This window comes from Luteibacter sp. 22Crub2.1, assembly GCF_900167995.1.
GTDB classification, from domain to species: domain Bacteria; phylum Pseudomonadota; class Gammaproteobacteria; order Xanthomonadales; family Rhodanobacteraceae; genus Luteibacter; species Luteibacter mycovicinus.
Genome location: NZ_FUYT01000013.1, coordinates 125,095 through 139,582, shown reverse-complemented (window position 1 = coordinate 139,582; position 14,488 = coordinate 125,095). Strand labels below are relative to the sequence as shown.

The following is a 14,488-nucleotide window of genomic DNA, read 5'->3' as shown; positions in this document are numbered from 1 at the left end:
CCCTACGAAGCGAGGTCAGTCCTTCGCCCCGAATTTGGCTCAGTCACCCCATCGCTAACACGTAGGGCTTTGCCTCGGATCGGCGTAAGTCGATATATCACGCCACCCAGGCGGCCAACACGATCAACGCGACCACTGCCAGCCAGACCACAAGCACGCGCCGTATGACCCGGCGCGCATCTTCGAGTTCAACGACGGGGTCGCTGACGTCCTGCGCGTAGCCATCGCCGGCTTCCACGTCGGCATCGACACCGGCACGGGCGACGGCACCCAGGAAGTCCGGATCCAGCCGTGAGCGCGGGCTGCCCGAGGTGCGATGCCACTGTTTCCAGGCACCCATGACGGCATCGAAGTCGGAAACCAGCGCCATCGCGAAGACCATGAGGTGCGCGGGAATCCAGTCGAGCGCATCGGCCAGGCGACGTGCCGCGGTACGCGTGTCCGTGTCGACGGATAGCGACGCGTCGCGACCCAGCAACTGCGCAAGACGGTAGCCGAGCGCGCCGGCCGGACCGAGCAGCAGGAACCACAGCAGCACGCCGAAGCGACGGCGCAGCGCGCCGTAAAAGGCCGCCTCGACCAGAACCGGCGCAAACCACGGAAGGGTCTCTTCGTCGTGGCGGAGCGCGATCAGGGCCTCGTCGCGGCGAAGCGTATCGCTCGCACGCAGGATCGCGTCGATATCGGTCTCGATTTCGCGGGGTCCGAGTGCGTAGGTCAGGACGACGATCGCGAAAGCCAGCCATGCCAGATCGAAGAAGGGCAGGGCGCGGAGTACGCCTGCGATGATCGCCGCCGCGATGACGGGAACCAGCAGCACGACCGCGACGCGACCTGGACCGGAAAGATCGCTCAAGCGGGAGACCCAGCCCCGGAACCAGCGGTCGTCACGCCAGCGCGCCAGCCGGGGCACGCTCCAGACGATGGCCAGGGAGATGAGAATCGCGAGGAGACGTAGAGCCATGGCAAGCGGAATCCGCAGATCGATGGCCCGATTGTAGGCGAACCGTCAGCGGGCCGGCGAACTCGCGATCAGTTCCTCGAGGGAGATATTCCGCTGCGCCAGCCAGTGTTCGATCAGGCGATACGAGACCGAAAGCGGAGGCGGTACGCCCAGTTCACCCGAGCGCATGCCGGAGACGATGTCCTCGGCCGTGAACCAGCGGGCATCTTCCAGCTCGTCGTCGCGGAGGACGATCTCGCGGGTTCTGGCCGTGGCCGTGAAGCCGACCATCAGGGACGCCGGCAGGGGCCAGGGCTGTGACGAGTGGTAGGTCGCATGAAGTACCTCGACGCCGGACTCTTCGCGCACTTCGCGCCTGACCGCATCCTCGAGCGACTCGCCCGGCTCGATGAAACCCGCCAGTGTGGAATACCGGCCCGCCGGCCAGCCGCGCTGTCGGCCCAGCAGGCAACGGTCGCCGTCCTCCACGATCACGATGATCGCGGCGTCGGTGCGGGGAAAATGCATGTGCGGACCGTCGGGATTCGTGCACTGCACGCGATGTCCCGAAGCCACGACGAGCGTGGGAGCACCACAGAGACTGCAGAAACGCGTCTGCCGCTGCCAATGCGTGATGCCCTTGGCGAACGCGAAGAGTCCCGCTTCGAAGGCCGGCAGGATCAACCCGGCTTCGCGCAGCGACATGCGTCGCGCGGAGGTCAGGTCGACGAAGATCTCAGCATGCGCCTCGTCGAGCACCAGCGTGAACCATGCCGTTCCGTTGGCGATCCCCAGCAGCGTGGAGACCACATCGCCGAAGCGTTCGGCCCGCATCACGGGAGTCATCCACTGAGGATGCTCGCCACGCTCGTCGACGAAGGCCTGCCCTTCGCTGTCAAGCACCAGAAAGCGCGTGTCGTCGGCGCGTTCGGTTTCTTCGACCCAGAGACGGTCGTCGCGGCGCTCGGCCATCCGGTCGATAGCGACACCGGCGAAGACGTTCTCCCGCACGCGACCTTCTACGGACGTGTGGCGCTCCGTGCCGGAGCTCACGCGGTACGACCGGTCATGCGCTGAACGAGGAGCCGCAGCCGCACGTGGTCTTCGCGTTGGGATTGCGAATCACGAACTGCGAACCGCTGAACGACTCGGCGTAATCGATCTCGGCGCCGGTCAGGTACTGCAGCGACAACGGATCGACGACGAGGGTCACGCCCTCGCGCGATACGGCCAGGTCGTCCTCGGCCTGCTCTTCGTCGAAGGTGAAGCCGTACTGGAAACCCGAGCAGCCGCCTCCGCTGATATACACGCGGAGCTTGAGCGAGGGGTTGCCCTCTTCGTCGATCAGCTCGTGCACCTTTCGTGCGGCGGCCTCGGTGAAGATCAGGGGCGAACCCGCCGAGCGGTAATCCGGCGCGGCTGCCGACGGAGCCATGGGGAAGGGGTTGTTCATGCCTCCCATAATGGCGCCGATCGGCTACAGGTCAAGCCTCGGACAGCGTCGGGGTCTTCTCGATACCCGCCTGGGCCAGCTGCCGTACGGTCGGGGGCGCCCGATGGATCATCTTGCCGTTGACCTGTGCACCGGCGGCCATTTCCAGCACCTGGTAGTGAACGTCGCCTTCGATACGGGCCAGCGGCGCCAGTTCGAGCCTTTCGGACACATCGATGTCGCCGGTCACGCCGCCGTTGATGCTTGCGTGTGGCACCTCGATCCGCCCGGTGACGCGTCCCGTCTCACTGATGGTGAGAAAGCCGTCGCTACCCGTGTCGGCGTGGACGGAGCCCTCGACCGCGCCATCCAGGTGCAGCGAGCCGCTGAAAAGCACGTCTCCACGAATGATCACGCCCCGCGCGATCAGGCTCGTGGCGGCGATGCCGACGGCTGGTCCCTGATTCTTCCCCTTACTGTTGAACATCGCTTGCCTCGTCGTTGCGTGTTGCGTCGGCCCAGGCCACGGTGGCGCTGACGGCGTCGTCCCCGGCAGGCCGTGCCTCGAGGCGCAGCCGCGTCGGCTGAAATCCAGCCGGCAGCGTGAAGCTGCCCTGGATCTGTTGAAAATACCGGAAGGCGAAGGGCAGGCCATCCACGGATGCGGCCTGGCCGAGAGCGGCGCCCTCGAGCGTACGCACCTTGTTGTCCTGGATACCCTCGACGGCGAGGTGGATGTCGCCCTTGACCTCATCGCCCCGGCGCGCGTTCTGAGTCAGGGTGATCATCACGTTCCAGGCGTTCGGCGTGCCCTTGATCGCCGTGGTGCGTGTGCCCTGGATTTTCAGCCCGTCGCGCTGCCCGTTACCGCCGACCAGGCGCGAATAAAACGCCAGATCCGTGCGCAGGCCACTGATCTCCTCGTCGCGCTCAGCAAGGTTCCGCTTCAGCTCCCGCGCGGCGATCTCGCTGACCTGGCCCGCTCGCTGCAGGTTGGCCACCTGCTGGCGCAGGTCTTCAGCCTCGGTCTCGTGCGCCACGATGCGGCCATGGCCGGGCGTCCCGGCCGGCGCCCTGCCCGCCGTCAGGCTCCAGGTCACCAGCGCGGTCAGGAGCAGGCTGCCCAGCCACGCGGCTCCCATCAGCAGCCGCTTTCGCCGCTCGACGGACATGTCGTCGAGACGGCGCACGACGAAGCGAGGTGGATGGCTTGGGGCCATGAATGGATCCGTGGAGAAGGCGTGAAGGCCGGATGGTATAGCCCCCGGCTTCCGCCGCGGTCAAGGAACCCACTCTCGTTCCACGAAAAAGGCCGCCTTGCGGCGGCCTTCCGGGGCGTCGAAGCGACCTGATCAGTGCTTGTCGAGCGAGCCGACCTTGCTGAGCATGTAGCGCTCCGGACCGATGTCCGAAATCAGACTGAACTGCGTCTCCAGCCAGTCGATGTGCTCTTCTTCCTGGCCCAGGATGAACTTGAAGAGGTCGCGGCTGACGAAGTCGTGGATGCCTTCGCTGTAGGCAATGGCCTCGCGCAGATCCTTCGTCGCGATCATTTCGAGATCCAGGTCGCCCTGCAGCGCTTCGACCACGTTCTCGCCGATGCGCAGCTTGCCCAGGTGCTGAAGGTTCGGCAGGCCGTCGAGGAACAGGATCCGCTCGATCAGCTTGTCGGCGTGCTTCATTTCCTCGATGGACTCCTCGTACTCGTGCTTGGCGAGTTCGTTGTAGCCCCAGTCCTTGAACATCCTGTAATGCAGGAAGTACTGGTTGATGGCGGCCAGCTCGTTGTAGAGGACCTTGTTGAGGAATTCGATGACCTTCGCGTCGCCCTTCATGGGGGTGTCTCCCTGGATATTCAGCGGCGACTATACGACTCGCGGAGAAGCGATGACGTAACGAGAATGAAGACGGTTTGCGTCCGCAAAGGCGGGCGCGAGATCAGGCCGGGGTAGGGAGAAAGCTCAGCACCGGGCGCATCTCGGAGACCGCCTCACGGAGGCATTGCCGGGCCTCGGACTCACAGGCGCCGCAGCAGTCGGAACAGCCGGTGCGGGCCTGTAGCTCGGCGAACGATTCGACACCATCGGCCGCGGCGCGGCGAATGGCGTGGTCGGTGACGGCGTTGCACATGCATATGTACATGGGTCGGCATTCGAATACGAATGCGAACGATTGTCAACTACACAGATGTGAAATTCAGCCGCGAGGTGACCGCGCCATCATTCGCCGCCGCGGGCGAGCCGTTCGGCTTCGGCCTGCTGTGGGCAGGTGCCCACCGTGACCGAGCAGACGGTCTCGACCGTGGGTGCGAACTGACGTAAGGCGCGCTCGTACACCTGGCGTTTGAAGTTCACCACGTGGTTGGCGGGATACCAGAAATCGACCCAGCGCCAGAGGTCGAACTCCGGCCTTTCGCAGGCATCCAGGCGAAAGGTGTCCTCGGTGCACTTGAGGCGCAGCAGGAACCACACCTGCTTCTGGCCGATGCAGGTGGGGCGCTGATGGTGTCTCACGAAGCGGCTGGGCAACCGGTAGCGCAGCCAGCCACGGGTCTCGGCGAGGACTTCCACGTGCTTGGCGAGCAGGCCGGTCTCTTCTTCCAGCTCGCGATACATGGCCTCCAGCGGCGTTTCGTCGCTGCGCATGCCCCCCTGAGGAAACTGCCAGCCGTCGCGATTGACACGGCGCGCCCAGAACAGGCGCCCGTCCCCATTGAGGAGAACGATGCCCACATTCGGTCGATAGCCATCTGCGTCGATCATCCGCCCTCCGCGAATCCATGCCGCGCGCCAGCCTTGCAGGCCGGAAACGTGCGCGATGGGCCCGATTCAACCACAGCGCGAGAAGACGGGGCAAGGCACCACTTGAACGGAAGCTCAGCCCCGATTAAACTGCCCGGCCTTCGTGAGCCTCGCTTACGAACGACCAGGTTCCATGGCTAGGTAGCTCAGCTGGTCAGAGCGCGGCACTCATAATGCTGAGGTCGGCGGTTCGAGCCCGCCTCTAGCCACCAAAACGAGAAAAGCCGCATCGTCACGATGCGGCTTTTTTTATGCCTCAGGCAGCCGACAGGTCGACGTCCGCGACCCGCTCGTCGGGACGGGTCGGAGGCCCGTCCAGCACGGCCCTCGCCAGTTCCACGACGTTATGCACGCGCAGCTTCGCCATCAGATTGGCGCGGTGGAGTTCCACGGTCTTCGGGCTGATCCGGAGTTCGCTGGCGATGACCTTGTTGAGCTTGCCGCTCATGATTCCGTCGAGCACCTGCGATTCCCTTCGCGTCAGGCCGAGGTCCGGACGCGTGGCGGCGATCGAGACGGGGCTGGCCGGAGGAGAAGAATCCGCCGCCACGCTCTCATCATCGGAGAGGGGCATCAGGAAAACGGCCTGGAACGCACCGCTGGGTGCTTCCAGGCGCTGCCGGGTCACGCGATAGCGGCGAGGCTGGCCGTGCGGATCGCGGAAGGCGAATTCGTCGGCGCCGCCGGAAGGCTCCAGGTGGTCGGCGATCCAGCGCGGTCCGGCTGTTCCGCGGCCCACGCCAAACTCCCGCCGGAATGCGGCGTTGACCATCACCGCGCGCCCGCCTTCATCGCGCCACACCACGCAGGGCATGGGCAGGGCGGCAAACACTTCTTCGGCCAGCCCGCACTGGTGCGGGCGGTCGAGCGAGTCACGACCAAGGCACATGGATGCCTCCTCAGTGAGCACGAATCCCCTCAACGGACGCCCCCCGGCTCCGTCGGACAAGTTACCACTGCAACCGTTCCGGTCGTAAAAGTCCACGAAACGACGCCCTGACGGTTCGAAAATGCGAACCACGTCGTGAAGGCGGTCGCTGAGATCGTTTGAAGCCCGGTCCGCTACACTGTCCAGTCATCAGAGATCGATTCACCCTCATGCGTATCTATAAGACGTTCAACATCGAGGCGGCGCATCGCTTGCCGAATGTGCCCGAAGGCCACAAGTGCGCGCGGCTGCACGGTCATTCGTTTCGTGTGGAACTCCACGTGGAAGGCCCGGTCGACCCCGTCTTCGGCTGGGTCATGGACTTCGGCGACCTGAAGGCGCGCTTCCAGCCGCTCTACGACCGCCTCGACCACAACTATCTCAACGATATCGAAGGTCTCGAGAATCCGACCAGTGAAAACCTCGCGCGCTGGATCTTCCAGCGGCTGCGTGTCGACGTGCCGGGTCTGGCCAAGGTCGTGGTCAACGAGACCTGTACCTCGGGTGCGGAATACACGGGCGACTGAGGCAAAGGCTGTCATCGCAACAATTAGCGGTTGCTGCGCCGCCGCAGACGGGTCTACACTCCGGCACCTCCCCGTTCCCCACGGATGCACTCGATGCCTCACGTAAACGGTTACGCCGATCTTGCCCGCTTCGTCGAGCAGGCCACTTCCGCGCAGGCCCTGGCCTGGCGCGGCATGGAGCGCGTGGCCGACCTGCACCTGCAGGCGATGGAAGGGCATGCGCGTGCGGCATCCGGCCTGATGGCCGATGCCATGCTCGCTACGGATGCGAACGCGATGCGCGCCATCATGGCGCGCGGTGGGGACCTCCAGCGGGAAGGCGTCGAGCGTGCCGCATCGGCCGCCGGTGGCATATTCGACGTGGCCGTTGAGACGGCCACCTCGCTCGGCGCGCTGGTAGGTCAGCCCGCCAGGGCCTGATCCACCGCCGCTCCCTCGCCAACGACGCGACGGACGGTCGCGCCGGCGGGTGGTTATTGGACTTTCGTCGCTTGTCCCGTCGTTTACGGCGCTGGTATACTTTTCCAGATTAGACCGTGGCCCGTTGAACCAAAGGTGCCGCCTCGAGCGAAACCACGGGAGCCTCGCGTTGCTCAACAGTCTTGCCGCCGGTCGTCATCTCGCCATGCGCGTCGTTATCGCGCAGATCGGGGTGGCTATCATCGCGGGACTCGCTTTTTCACTGCAGGGGCGTGCCGCCGGACTGGCCGCGTTTGCAGCCGCCCTGATCGTCGCTATCGCCAACGCGCTTTTTGCAGCGCGAGCGTTCAGCGCGCTGGGTGGAGGCGCGGCGACGTTCGTGAGGTTCCTGGTGGGAATGATCCTTCGCTGGATCGTCCTCGTCGGCGGGCTGGCGCTCATTCTGGTCCAGTGGAAACTGCCGTTCCTGCCCGCGCTCGTGGGGTTGGTCGCGGGTTTCACGGTCAACGTATTTGCATTCAGATTCAAGGGTTGAGGCATGGCGAGCGAACCGCAAGGCGGTCTGACCGAATACATCCAGCACCACCTGAACCACATGACGGTGAATTTCAGCGCCGATCATTTCTGGTTCTGGAACATCCGCCTCGACTCGATCGTGGTGTCCTTCGTGCTGGGCGCCATCTTCTGCCTGTGGTTCTGGCTGTTCGCCCGCAAGGCGACGTCGGGTGTCCCGTCCAAGGGTCAGGCGCTGGTCGAACTCGCCGTCGAATTCGTCGACACTCAGGTGAAGGACACCTTCCACGGCGACCGCCGCACGGTCACGCCGCTGGCGCTGTCGATCTTCATGTGGGTGTTCTTCATGAACGCGATGGATCTGCTGCCGGTGGATCTGCCCGGCTGGCTGGTGCATACGTTCAGCGGTGCCGAAGTCGCGCATCACACCTATTTCCGCCAGGTTCCCACGGCTGACATCAACACCACGGTCGGTCTGGCCCTCGCGGTGATCCTCATCGTCATCGGCCACGGCATCAAGGCCAAGGGCGGCTTCGGTTTCGGTAAGGAAATGCTCACCGCGCCGTTCCATGCGGAGAGCATGGGCGCCAAGATCGTCCTGCTCATCCCGAACCTGCTTCTTAACGTCGTCGAGACCCTGTCGAAGCCCGTGTCCCTCGCGATGCGACTCTTCGGCAACATGTACGGTGGCGAACTGGTGTTCATGCTGATCGCCGGCCTGATGGTGAGCTGGATCGGCTTCGTGCCTGGTGTCGTGTTCAACACGGCCTGGGCGATCTTCCACATCCTGATCATCGCCCTCCAGGCGTTCATCTTCATGATGTTGACGATCGTCTATATCGCCACGGCACGTGAACACCACTAACTCACCGCACCGACGTTAGACCGCTTAGTCCAGTTTCGTTTCGTTTCCACCCATTCGTCATTCTTAGATATCCCAGGAGAACACCATGGAACTCACCGCACTCTTCGCACACGTGCAGGGCATGACCGCCATCGCCATCGGCGTGATCATCGGCCTCGGCGCGCTCGGCGCCTGCCTCGGCATCGCGATCATGGGCTCGAAGTTCCTCGAGTCGGCCGCTCGTCAGCCGGAACTGGTTCCGCTGCTGCAGGGCCGCATGTTCCTGCTCGCCGGTCTGATCGACGCCGCGTTCATTATCGGCCTCGCCATCGCCCTGCTGCTCGCCTTCTCGAACCCGCTGATCGGCGTTCTGCGCACCGCCGCCGGCGGCTGAGCAAGCGTTCGTCTTCGTCGCCGTGGCGTAATGCGTCACGGCGACCGTCAGTACCCCAGCGTTCGGAGTCTTTGGAGAGATCATGGAAATTAACATGACCTTCCTGGGCCAGATGATCTCTTTTGCGATCCTGGTCTGGTTCACCACCAAGTTCATCTGGCCCCAGCTCAACGGTGCCATCGAAGAACGCCAGAAGAAGGTGGCCGAAGGGCTCGCCGCGGCGGAGCGCGCCCGCGCCGAGCTGAAGGATGCCGACGCCAAGGTCGCCACCGAGATCAAGCAGGCCCGCGTGCAGTCGACGGACATCATCGACAAGGCGCAGCAGCAGGCCAACCAGATTCTCGAGAAGGCCCGCGCCGACGCGATCGAAGAGATCAACCGCCTGAAGGCTTCGGCCCAGGACGAGATCGCTTCGATGGCCCAGCGTGCCCGTGAGCAGCTTCGCGAGCAGGTCGGCGCCCTCGCCGTCCGTGGCGCGGAGAAGATCGTGCAGCGCGAAATCGATCCGGCGGCCCACAAGGCCCTGCTCGACCAGCTCGCTGCCGAGATCTGATCATGGCCCAGGCGCTCACCCTCGCCCGTCCCTACGCACGCGCCGCCTTCGAAGTGGCGCATGCGTCGGGTTCGCTGGCCGACTGGTCGTCGGCGCTGAACTTCGCGGCGCTCGTCGCCGCGGACCAGCGCGTCGCCGGCCTCGGCAACGATCCGCGCGTGCTGCCGACCCAGCTGGTCGCGCTGCACCTGCCGCAAGGCATGGCCGCCGAGGCGCCGTTCGCCCGCTTCCTCGAGGAGCTCGCGGAAAACGGCCGCATGGCGCTCCTGCCGGAAATCGCCTCGCTGTACGACGACTACAAGCGTGAGTCGGAGTCGACCCTGCTGGTCAAGGTCACGAGCGCGATGGATCTCGACGCCGCCGAGTCGGACAAGCTTCGCGTTTCGCTGAAGCGCCGCTTCAAGCGTGAGATCGAACTGGATACGCACGTCGATCCGGCGTTGCTTGGCGGTGTCGTCATCGACACGGGCGAGCAGGTCATCGACGGTTCCGCGCGAGGCCGCCTGCAGCGGCTGGCCAGCGCGCTGACGCACTGATTCTCATACCACCGGGTGCCGTGAAAGCGGCGCGACCCAAGGAACCGACCATGTCCAGCACCACACTGAATCCGTCCGAGATCAGCGAGCTGATCAAGACCCGCATCGAGCAGTTCAAGCTCGGCGCCGAGGCACGCAACGAAGGCACGATCATCAGCGTGTCCGACGGCATCGTGCGCATCCACGGCCTGGCCGATGTGATGCAGGGCGAAATGATCGAACTGCCGAACGACACCTACGCCCTCGCGCTGAACCTCGAGCGCGACTCGGTCGGCGCCGTGGTGCTCGGTGAATACCAGCACCTGCGCGAAGGCGATGCCGCCAAGACCACCGGCCGCATCCTCGAAGTGCCGGTCGGCCCGGGCCTGCTCGGCCGCGTCGTCGACGCGCTGGGTAACCCGATCGATGGCAAGGGTCCGATCGACGCCGCGGGCAGCAGCCCGGTCGAGAAGGTCGCTCCGGGCGTCATCTGGCGCCAGTCGGTCGACCAGCCGATGCAGACGGGCTACAAGTCCATCGACTCGATGATCCCGATCGGCCGCGGCCAGCGCGAGCTGATCATCGGCGACCGCCAGACGGGCAAGACCGCCGTCGCGATCGACGCGATCATCAACCAGAAAGATTCGGGCATTAAGTGCATCTACGTCGCCATCGGCCAGAAGCGCAGCTCGATCGCCAACGTCGTGCGCAAGCTCGAAGAGAACGGCGCGCTGGCCAACACCATCGTGGTCGTCGCTTCGGCATCCGAAGCGGCCGCCCTGCAGTACGTCGCGCCGTATTCCGGCTGCGCCATGGGCGAGTACTTCCGTGACCGCGGTGAAGACGCGCTCATCGTGTACGACGATCTCTCCAAGCAGGCCGTGGCTTACCGCCAGATCTCGCTGCTGCTGAAGCGTCCGCCGGGTCGCGAAGCCTACCCGGGCGACGTGTTCTATCTCCACTCGCGTCTGCTCGAGCGCGCCTCGCGCGTCAGCGCCGAATACGTCGAGAAGATGACCAGCGGCGAAGTGAAGGGCAAGACCGGTTCGCTGACCGCGCTGCCGATCATCGAAACCCAGGCCGGCGACGTTTCCGCGTTCGTTCCGACCAACGTCATCTCGATCACCGACGGCCAGATCTTCCTCGAGACCGATCTGTTCAACGCCGGTATCCGTCCGCCCGTCAACGCCGGTATCTCGGTGTCGCGCGTCGGTGGTGCCGCCCAGACCAAGATCATCAAGAAGCTGTCCGGCGGCGTGAAGCTCGCTCTCGCCCAGTACCGCGAGCTGGCTGCGTTCGCACAGTTCGCCTCGGACCTGGACGCCGCGACCCGCGCTCAGCTCGATCGTGGCCAGCGCGTCACGGAACTGATGAAGCAGGCGCAGTACTCGCCGCTGTCGATCGCCGAACTCGGCGTCTCGGTCTACGCGGCCGAGAAGGGCTACCTCGACGACCTGCCGGTCAACAAGGTGCTGCCGTTCGAGAAGGGCCTGCATGCCTTCTTCCGCCAGAATCACGGCGACCTGATGAAGAAGATCGACGAGACCGGCGACTGGGACAAGGACATCGAGGCGACCTTCAAGTCGGCCGCCGACGAGTTCAAGAAGACCGGTAGCTGGTAATAGCGAGACCCGCGGGGCGGCGGCAACGTCCGCCCCGTGATCCGGCGTCACCCTTTACAGACGAGTAAGCCATGGCTAGCGGCCGCGAAATCAAAACCAAGATCAAGAGCACGCAGAACATGCGCAAGGTGACGCGTGCGCTCGAAATGGTCTCGGCGTCGAAGATCCGCAAGGCGCAGGACCTGATGAAGGCTTCGCGTCCTTACGCGCGTCTGATGCGCAAGGTCATCGCGCACGTCGCCCAGGCCAGCACGGACTTCACCCATCCGTACCTCACCGAGCGTCAGAACGTCGCGCGCGTGGGCTTCATCGTGGTGTCGACCGATCGCGGCCTCGCGGGCGGTCTCAACTCCAACCTGTTCCGTCGCACGCTGACCAGCATCCGCGAGTGGCAGGAGAAGGGTGCCGAGATCGACGTCGTCGCCGTCGGCCAGAAGGCCGTGCAGTTCTTCCGTCGCATCAAGGGCGTCAACCTGATCGGTTCGGCCACGCACCTCGGCGAAAAACCGAAGCTGGAAGACCTGATCGGCGTGATCAAGGTCGTGCTCGACGCCTACGGCGACAACAAGCTCGATCGCGTTTTCCTGGTCTACAACGACTTCGTTAACACGATCGTGCAGAAGCCGACCATCGAGGCCCTGCTGCCGCTCACGCTGGTGGCGAAGGAACTCGAGGACGCCGAAGGCGATGCATCCACGGGCGTGAAGGTCGAGCAGACCCACGACTGGGATTACATCTACGAACCCGATGCGCGCACGGTCCTCGAGCACCTGATGACGCGTTACATCGAGTCGGTGGTGTACCAGGCCGCGCTGGAGAACCTCGCCAGCGAACACGCCGCGCGCATGGTCGCCATGAAGGCCGCGTCGGACAACGCGAACAAGGTCATCGGCGAACTGACACTGGTCTACAACAAGGCACGTCAGGCCGCGATCACCCAGGAAATCTCGGAGATCGTCGGCGGCGCCGCCGCGGTCTGACCGAAAGCTACACGCGATGGCGACGCAGTGAGCGGCGCCCGAACAGAACCTTACGAAGATTCATCCGGAGCATTCCATGAGCCAGGGCAAAGTTGTTCAGATCATCGGCGCGGTCGTCGACGTCGAATTCCCGCGCGACCAGGTGCCGCAGGTTTACGACGCACTGAAGATCGACGGCACCGAGATCACCCTCGAAGTGCAGCAGCAGCTCGGTGACGGCATCGTGCGCACCATCGCGCTCGGTTCCACCGACGGCCTGCGCCGCAACCTGCTCGCCCGCAACACCGGCGAAGGCATCAAGGTGCCGGTCGGTACCGCCACGCTCGGTCGCATCATGGACGTGCTGGGCAACCCCATCGACGAAGCCGGCCCGATCGGCGAGAAAGAGCAGTGGGTCATCCACCGCGAAGCCCCGTCGTATGACGAGCAGGCCGCGGCGAACGAACTGCTGGAAACCGGCATCAAGGTCATCGACCTCATGTGCCCGTTCGCCAAAGGCGGCAAGGTCGGTCTGTTCGGCGGCGCCGGCGTCGGCAAGACGGTCAACATGATGGAGCTCATCAACAACATCGCCAAGGCGCACTCGGGTCTGTCCGTGTTCGCCGGCGTGGGTGAGCGTACGCGTGAAGGTAACGACTTCTATCACGAGATGAAGGACTCCAACGTCCTCGACAAGGTCGCGATGGTCTACGGCCAGATGAACGAGCCGCCGGGCAACCGCCTGCGCGTCGCGCTGACCGGCCTGACGATGGCCGAGTACTTCCGTGACGAGAAGGACGAGTCGGGCAAGGGTAAGGACGTCCTGCTGTTCGTCGACAACATCTACCGCTACACGCTGGCCGGTACCGAAGTGTCCGCGCTGCTCGGTCGTATGCCGTCGGCCGTGGGTTATCAGCCGACGCTGGCCGAGGAAATGGGCGTGCTGCAGGAGCGCATCACCTCGACCAAGACCGGCTCGATCACGTCGATCCAGGCCGTTTACGTTCCCGCGGATGACCTTACCGATCCGTCGCCGGCCACGACCTTCGCGCATCTCGATGCCACGGTCACGCTGAGCCGCGATATCGCCTCGCTGGGTATCTACCCGGCCGTCGATCCGCTCGCTTCCAGCAGCCGTCAGCTCGATGCCTCGGTTATCGGCCAGGAGCACTACGACACGGCCCGTCGCGTGCAGGGCACCCTGCAGCGCTACAAGGAGCTGAAGGACATCATCGCCATCCTCGGCATGGACGAGCTGTCGCCGGAAGACAAGGCCTCGGTGTCGCGCGCCCGCAAGATCGAGCGCTTCTTCTCGCAGCCGTTCCACGTGGCCGAAGTCTTCACCGGCTCGCCGGGCAAGTACGTCGCCCTGAAGGAAACCATCCGCGGCTTCAAGATGATTCTCGACGGCGACCTGGATCACCTGCCCGAGCAGGCGTTCTACATGGTCGGCGGCATCGACGAAGCCATCAAGAAGGGCGAGGACATGGGTGCGAAGAAGGCCGCGTAAGCGACCTTCTCCTCCCATTCCCGACCAACGGAAGACAAGCCCATGACCCACACCATCCGCGTCGACATCGTCAGCGCCGAAGCCGAGATCTACTCCGGCGAAGCCACGCTCGTGGTCGCCACCGGTGAGCTTGGCGAGCTGGGTATCGCGCCGCGTCACGCGCCGCTGATTACCCGCCTGAAGCCGGGCCACGTGGACGTGGTCGGCACCAACGGCGATCGCCAGCAGTTCTATGTCTCCGGCGGCATCCTCGAGGTGCAGCCGCAGGTCGTGACGATCCTCGCCGACACAGCCGCCCGCGCGGCCGACCTCGACGAGGCGGCCGCCCTGAAGGCGAAGGAAGAAGCCGAGGCCGCGTTGTCCAACCGCGGCCCCGAGATGGACGTCGCCGAAGCCCAGGCCAAGCTGGCCGAGGCGCTGGCGCAGCTCCAGGCACTCGAGCGCATGCGCAAGACGCTGAAGCACTGAGCGACGCAGCCTCGCCCGATAAACCCCTCTCCGGAGGGGTTTTTTTTGCTTCTTCATCC

20 protein-coding genes and 1 tRNA gene are annotated in these 14,488 nt (G+C 64.6%); 12 read left to right on the top strand and 9 right to left on the bottom strand.

Translation table 11 applies throughout. The features are described from left to right. Window positions 1–97 precede the first annotated feature (97 nt). The 8 genes from B5X73_RS14810 to B5X73_RS14775 form a co-directional block, all read right to left on the bottom strand. The gene (locus B5X73_RS14810; RefSeq protein WP_079522363.1) at window positions 98–964 is read right to left on the bottom strand and encodes a hypothetical protein; all 867 of its coding nucleotides are present in this window, start codon (window positions 962–964) and stop codon (window positions 98–100) included. A 45-nt stretch (window positions 965–1,009) separates the two neighbouring features. After that, window positions 1,010–1,996, bottom strand: coding sequence for an NAD(+) diphosphatase (gene nudC, locus B5X73_RS14805; protein ID WP_254857308.1), 987 nt, complete (start codon window positions 1,994–1,996; stop codon window positions 1,010–1,012). Between the two features lie 13 nt (window positions 1,997–2,009). Further along, on the bottom strand, window positions 2,010–2,396 hold the full coding sequence (erpA, locus tag B5X73_RS14800) for an iron-sulfur cluster insertion protein ErpA (protein WP_036109513.1): 387 nt from the start codon (window positions 2,394–2,396) through the stop codon (window positions 2,010–2,012). A gap of 31 nt (window positions 2,397–2,427) precedes the next feature. Then, window positions 2,428–2,862: a bactofilin family protein gene (locus tag B5X73_RS14795; RefSeq protein WP_036109514.1), complete on the bottom strand. Its 435-nt coding sequence runs from the start codon at window positions 2,860–2,862 to the stop codon at window positions 2,428–2,430. Beyond that, window positions 2,849–3,595 carry a DUF6776 family protein gene (locus B5X73_RS14790; protein WP_079522362.1) on the bottom strand — a complete coding sequence of 249 codons (747 nt, stop codon included), beginning with the start codon at window positions 3,593–3,595 and terminating at the stop codon, window positions 2,849–2,851. Before B5X73_RS14790 ends, B5X73_RS14795 begins: the two co-directional genes overlap by 14 nt. Before the next feature lie 132 nt (window positions 3,596–3,727). After that, window positions 3,728–4,210 (bottom strand): bacterioferritin, encoded by a 483-nt coding sequence (gene bfr, locus B5X73_RS14785; protein WP_036109515.1) that lies wholly within the window; start codon window positions 4,208–4,210, stop codon window positions 3,728–3,730. Window positions 4,211–4,313: 103 nt separating this feature from the next. Next, window positions 4,314–4,517 (bottom strand): (2Fe-2S)-binding protein, encoded by a 204-nt coding sequence (locus B5X73_RS14780; protein WP_036109516.1) that lies wholly within the window; start codon window positions 4,515–4,517, stop codon window positions 4,314–4,316. Between the two features lie 77 nt (window positions 4,518–4,594). Next, window positions 4,595–5,137, bottom strand: a complete 543-nt coding sequence (locus B5X73_RS14775; protein WP_079522361.1) for an RNA pyrophosphohydrolase — start codon at window positions 5,135–5,137, stop codon at window positions 4,595–4,597. A 174-nt stretch (window positions 5,138–5,311) separates the two neighbouring features. Between B5X73_RS14775 and B5X73_RS14770 the strand changes: the two genes are divergently transcribed. Then, window positions 5,312–5,388: transfer RNA gene (locus B5X73_RS14770), tRNA-Met, on the top strand. Window positions 5,389–5,432: 44 nt separating this feature from the next. Here B5X73_RS14770 and B5X73_RS21540 read toward each other — a convergent pair. Then, the gene (locus B5X73_RS21540) at window positions 5,433–6,065 is read right to left on the bottom strand and encodes a LuxR family transcriptional regulator (RefSeq protein WP_079522360.1); all 633 of its coding nucleotides are present in this window, start codon (window positions 6,063–6,065) and stop codon (window positions 5,433–5,435) included. A gap of 209 nt (window positions 6,066–6,274) precedes the next feature. Between B5X73_RS21540 and queD the strand changes: the two genes are divergently transcribed. From queD to B5X73_RS14710, 11 genes are all read left to right on the top strand, one after another. Beyond that, window positions 6,275–6,631 carry a 6-carboxytetrahydropterin synthase QueD gene (gene queD / locus B5X73_RS14760; RefSeq protein ID WP_036109518.1) on the top strand — a complete coding sequence of 119 codons (357 nt, stop codon included), beginning with the start codon at window positions 6,275–6,277 and terminating at the stop codon, window positions 6,629–6,631. A 93-nt stretch (window positions 6,632–6,724) separates the two neighbouring features. Next, window positions 6,725–7,051 carry a phasin family protein gene (locus tag B5X73_RS14755; RefSeq protein WP_036109519.1) on the top strand — a complete coding sequence of 109 codons (327 nt, stop codon included), beginning with the start codon at window positions 6,725–6,727 and terminating at the stop codon, window positions 7,049–7,051. 205 nt (window positions 7,052–7,256) lie between these two features. Further along, window positions 7,257–7,586, top strand: a complete 330-nt coding sequence (locus tag B5X73_RS14750) for an ATP synthase subunit I (protein ID WP_079522392.1) — start codon at window positions 7,257–7,259, stop codon at window positions 7,584–7,586. A gap of 3 nt (window positions 7,587–7,589) precedes the next feature. Beyond that, window positions 7,590–8,429: a F0F1 ATP synthase subunit A gene (gene atpB / locus B5X73_RS14745; RefSeq protein WP_036109521.1), complete on the top strand. Its 840-nt coding sequence runs from the start codon at window positions 7,590–7,592 to the stop codon at window positions 8,427–8,429. A gap of 85 nt (window positions 8,430–8,514) precedes the next feature. Beyond that, window positions 8,515–8,802 (top strand): F0F1 ATP synthase subunit C, encoded by a 288-nt coding sequence (atpE, locus tag B5X73_RS14740; protein ID WP_036109522.1) that lies wholly within the window; start codon window positions 8,515–8,517, stop codon window positions 8,800–8,802. An 82-nt stretch (window positions 8,803–8,884) separates the two neighbouring features. Further along, window positions 8,885–9,355 (top strand): F0F1 ATP synthase subunit B, encoded by a 471-nt coding sequence (locus B5X73_RS14735; RefSeq protein WP_036109523.1) that lies wholly within the window; start codon window positions 8,885–8,887, stop codon window positions 9,353–9,355. Window positions 9,356–9,357: 2 nt separating this feature from the next. Further along, window positions 9,358–9,891 carry a F0F1 ATP synthase subunit delta gene (locus B5X73_RS14730; RefSeq protein WP_036109524.1) on the top strand — a complete coding sequence of 178 codons (534 nt, stop codon included), beginning with the start codon at window positions 9,358–9,360 and terminating at the stop codon, window positions 9,889–9,891. Window positions 9,892–9,941: 50 nt separating this feature from the next. Then, window positions 9,942–11,492 carry a F0F1 ATP synthase subunit alpha gene (gene atpA, locus B5X73_RS14725; RefSeq protein WP_079522358.1) on the top strand — a complete coding sequence of 517 codons (1,551 nt, stop codon included), beginning with the start codon at window positions 9,942–9,944 and terminating at the stop codon, window positions 11,490–11,492. 71 nt (window positions 11,493–11,563) lie between these two features. Beyond that, window positions 11,564–12,472: a F0F1 ATP synthase subunit gamma gene (gene atpG, locus B5X73_RS14720; RefSeq protein WP_043696403.1), complete on the top strand. Its 909-nt coding sequence runs from the start codon at window positions 11,564–11,566 to the stop codon at window positions 12,470–12,472. A gap of 76 nt (window positions 12,473–12,548) precedes the next feature. Next, window positions 12,549–13,961 (top strand): F0F1 ATP synthase subunit beta, encoded by a 1,413-nt coding sequence (gene atpD, locus B5X73_RS14715; RefSeq protein ID WP_079522357.1) that lies wholly within the window; start codon window positions 12,549–12,551, stop codon window positions 13,959–13,961. Between the two features lie 42 nt (window positions 13,962–14,003). Beyond that, a complete protein-coding gene (locus tag B5X73_RS14710) occupies window positions 14,004–14,429 on the top strand; it encodes a F0F1 ATP synthase subunit epsilon (protein WP_036109528.1) in 426 nt (141 codons plus the stop codon). Window positions 14,430–14,488: the final 59 nt, after the last annotated feature.

Coding starts and splice junctions, on each gene's coding strand:
- erpA (WP_036109513.1), bottom strand. CDS start 2,396: ATGAACAACCCCTTCCCCATGGCTCCGTCGGCAGCCGCGCCGGATTAC.
- atpA (WP_079522358.1), top strand. CDS start 9,942: ATGTCCAGCACCACACTGAATCCGTCCGAGATCAGCGAGCTGATCAAG.
- B5X73_RS14755 (WP_036109519.1), top strand. CDS start 6,725: ATGCCTCACGTAAACGGTTACGCCGATCTTGCCCGCTTCGTCGAGCAG.
- B5X73_RS14730 (WP_036109524.1), top strand. CDS start 9,358: ATGGCCCAGGCGCTCACCCTCGCCCGTCCCTACGCACGCGCCGCCTTC.
- B5X73_RS14810 (WP_079522363.1), bottom strand. CDS start 964: ATGGCTCTACGTCTCCTCGCGATTCTCATCTCCCTGGCCATCGTCTGG.
- atpB (WP_036109521.1), top strand. CDS start 7,590: ATGGCGAGCGAACCGCAAGGCGGTCTGACCGAATACATCCAGCACCAC.
- B5X73_RS14780 (WP_036109516.1), bottom strand. CDS start 4,517: ATGTACATATGCATGTGCAACGCCGTCACCGACCACGCCATTCGCCGC.
- B5X73_RS14710 (WP_036109528.1), top strand. CDS start 14,004: ATGACCCACACCATCCGCGTCGACATCGTCAGCGCCGAAGCCGAGATC.
- queD (WP_036109518.1), top strand. CDS start 6,275: ATGCGTATCTATAAGACGTTCAACATCGAGGCGGCGCATCGCTTGCCG.
- B5X73_RS14795 (WP_036109514.1), bottom strand. CDS start 2,862: ATGTTCAACAGTAAGGGGAAGAATCAGGGACCAGCCGTCGGCATCGCC.
- bfr (WP_036109515.1), bottom strand. CDS start 4,210: ATGAAGGGCGACGCGAAGGTCATCGAATTCCTCAACAAGGTCCTCTAC.
- B5X73_RS21540 (WP_079522360.1), bottom strand. CDS start 6,065: ATGTGCCTTGGTCGTGACTCGCTCGACCGCCCGCACCAGTGCGGGCTG.
- B5X73_RS14790 (WP_079522362.1), bottom strand. CDS start 3,595: ATGGCCCCAAGCCATCCACCTCGCTTCGTCGTGCGCCGTCTCGACGAC.
- B5X73_RS14750 (WP_079522392.1), top strand. CDS start 7,257: ATGCGCGTCGTTATCGCGCAGATCGGGGTGGCTATCATCGCGGGACTC.
- atpE (WP_036109522.1), top strand. CDS start 8,515: ATGGAACTCACCGCACTCTTCGCACACGTGCAGGGCATGACCGCCATC.
- atpG (WP_043696403.1), top strand. CDS start 11,564: ATGGCTAGCGGCCGCGAAATCAAAACCAAGATCAAGAGCACGCAGAAC.
- B5X73_RS14735 (WP_036109523.1), top strand. CDS start 8,885: ATGGAAATTAACATGACCTTCCTGGGCCAGATGATCTCTTTTGCGATC.
- atpD (WP_079522357.1), top strand. CDS start 12,549: ATGAGCCAGGGCAAAGTTGTTCAGATCATCGGCGCGGTCGTCGACGTC.
- B5X73_RS14775 (WP_079522361.1), bottom strand. CDS start 5,137: ATGATCGACGCAGATGGCTATCGACCGAATGTGGGCATCGTTCTCCTC.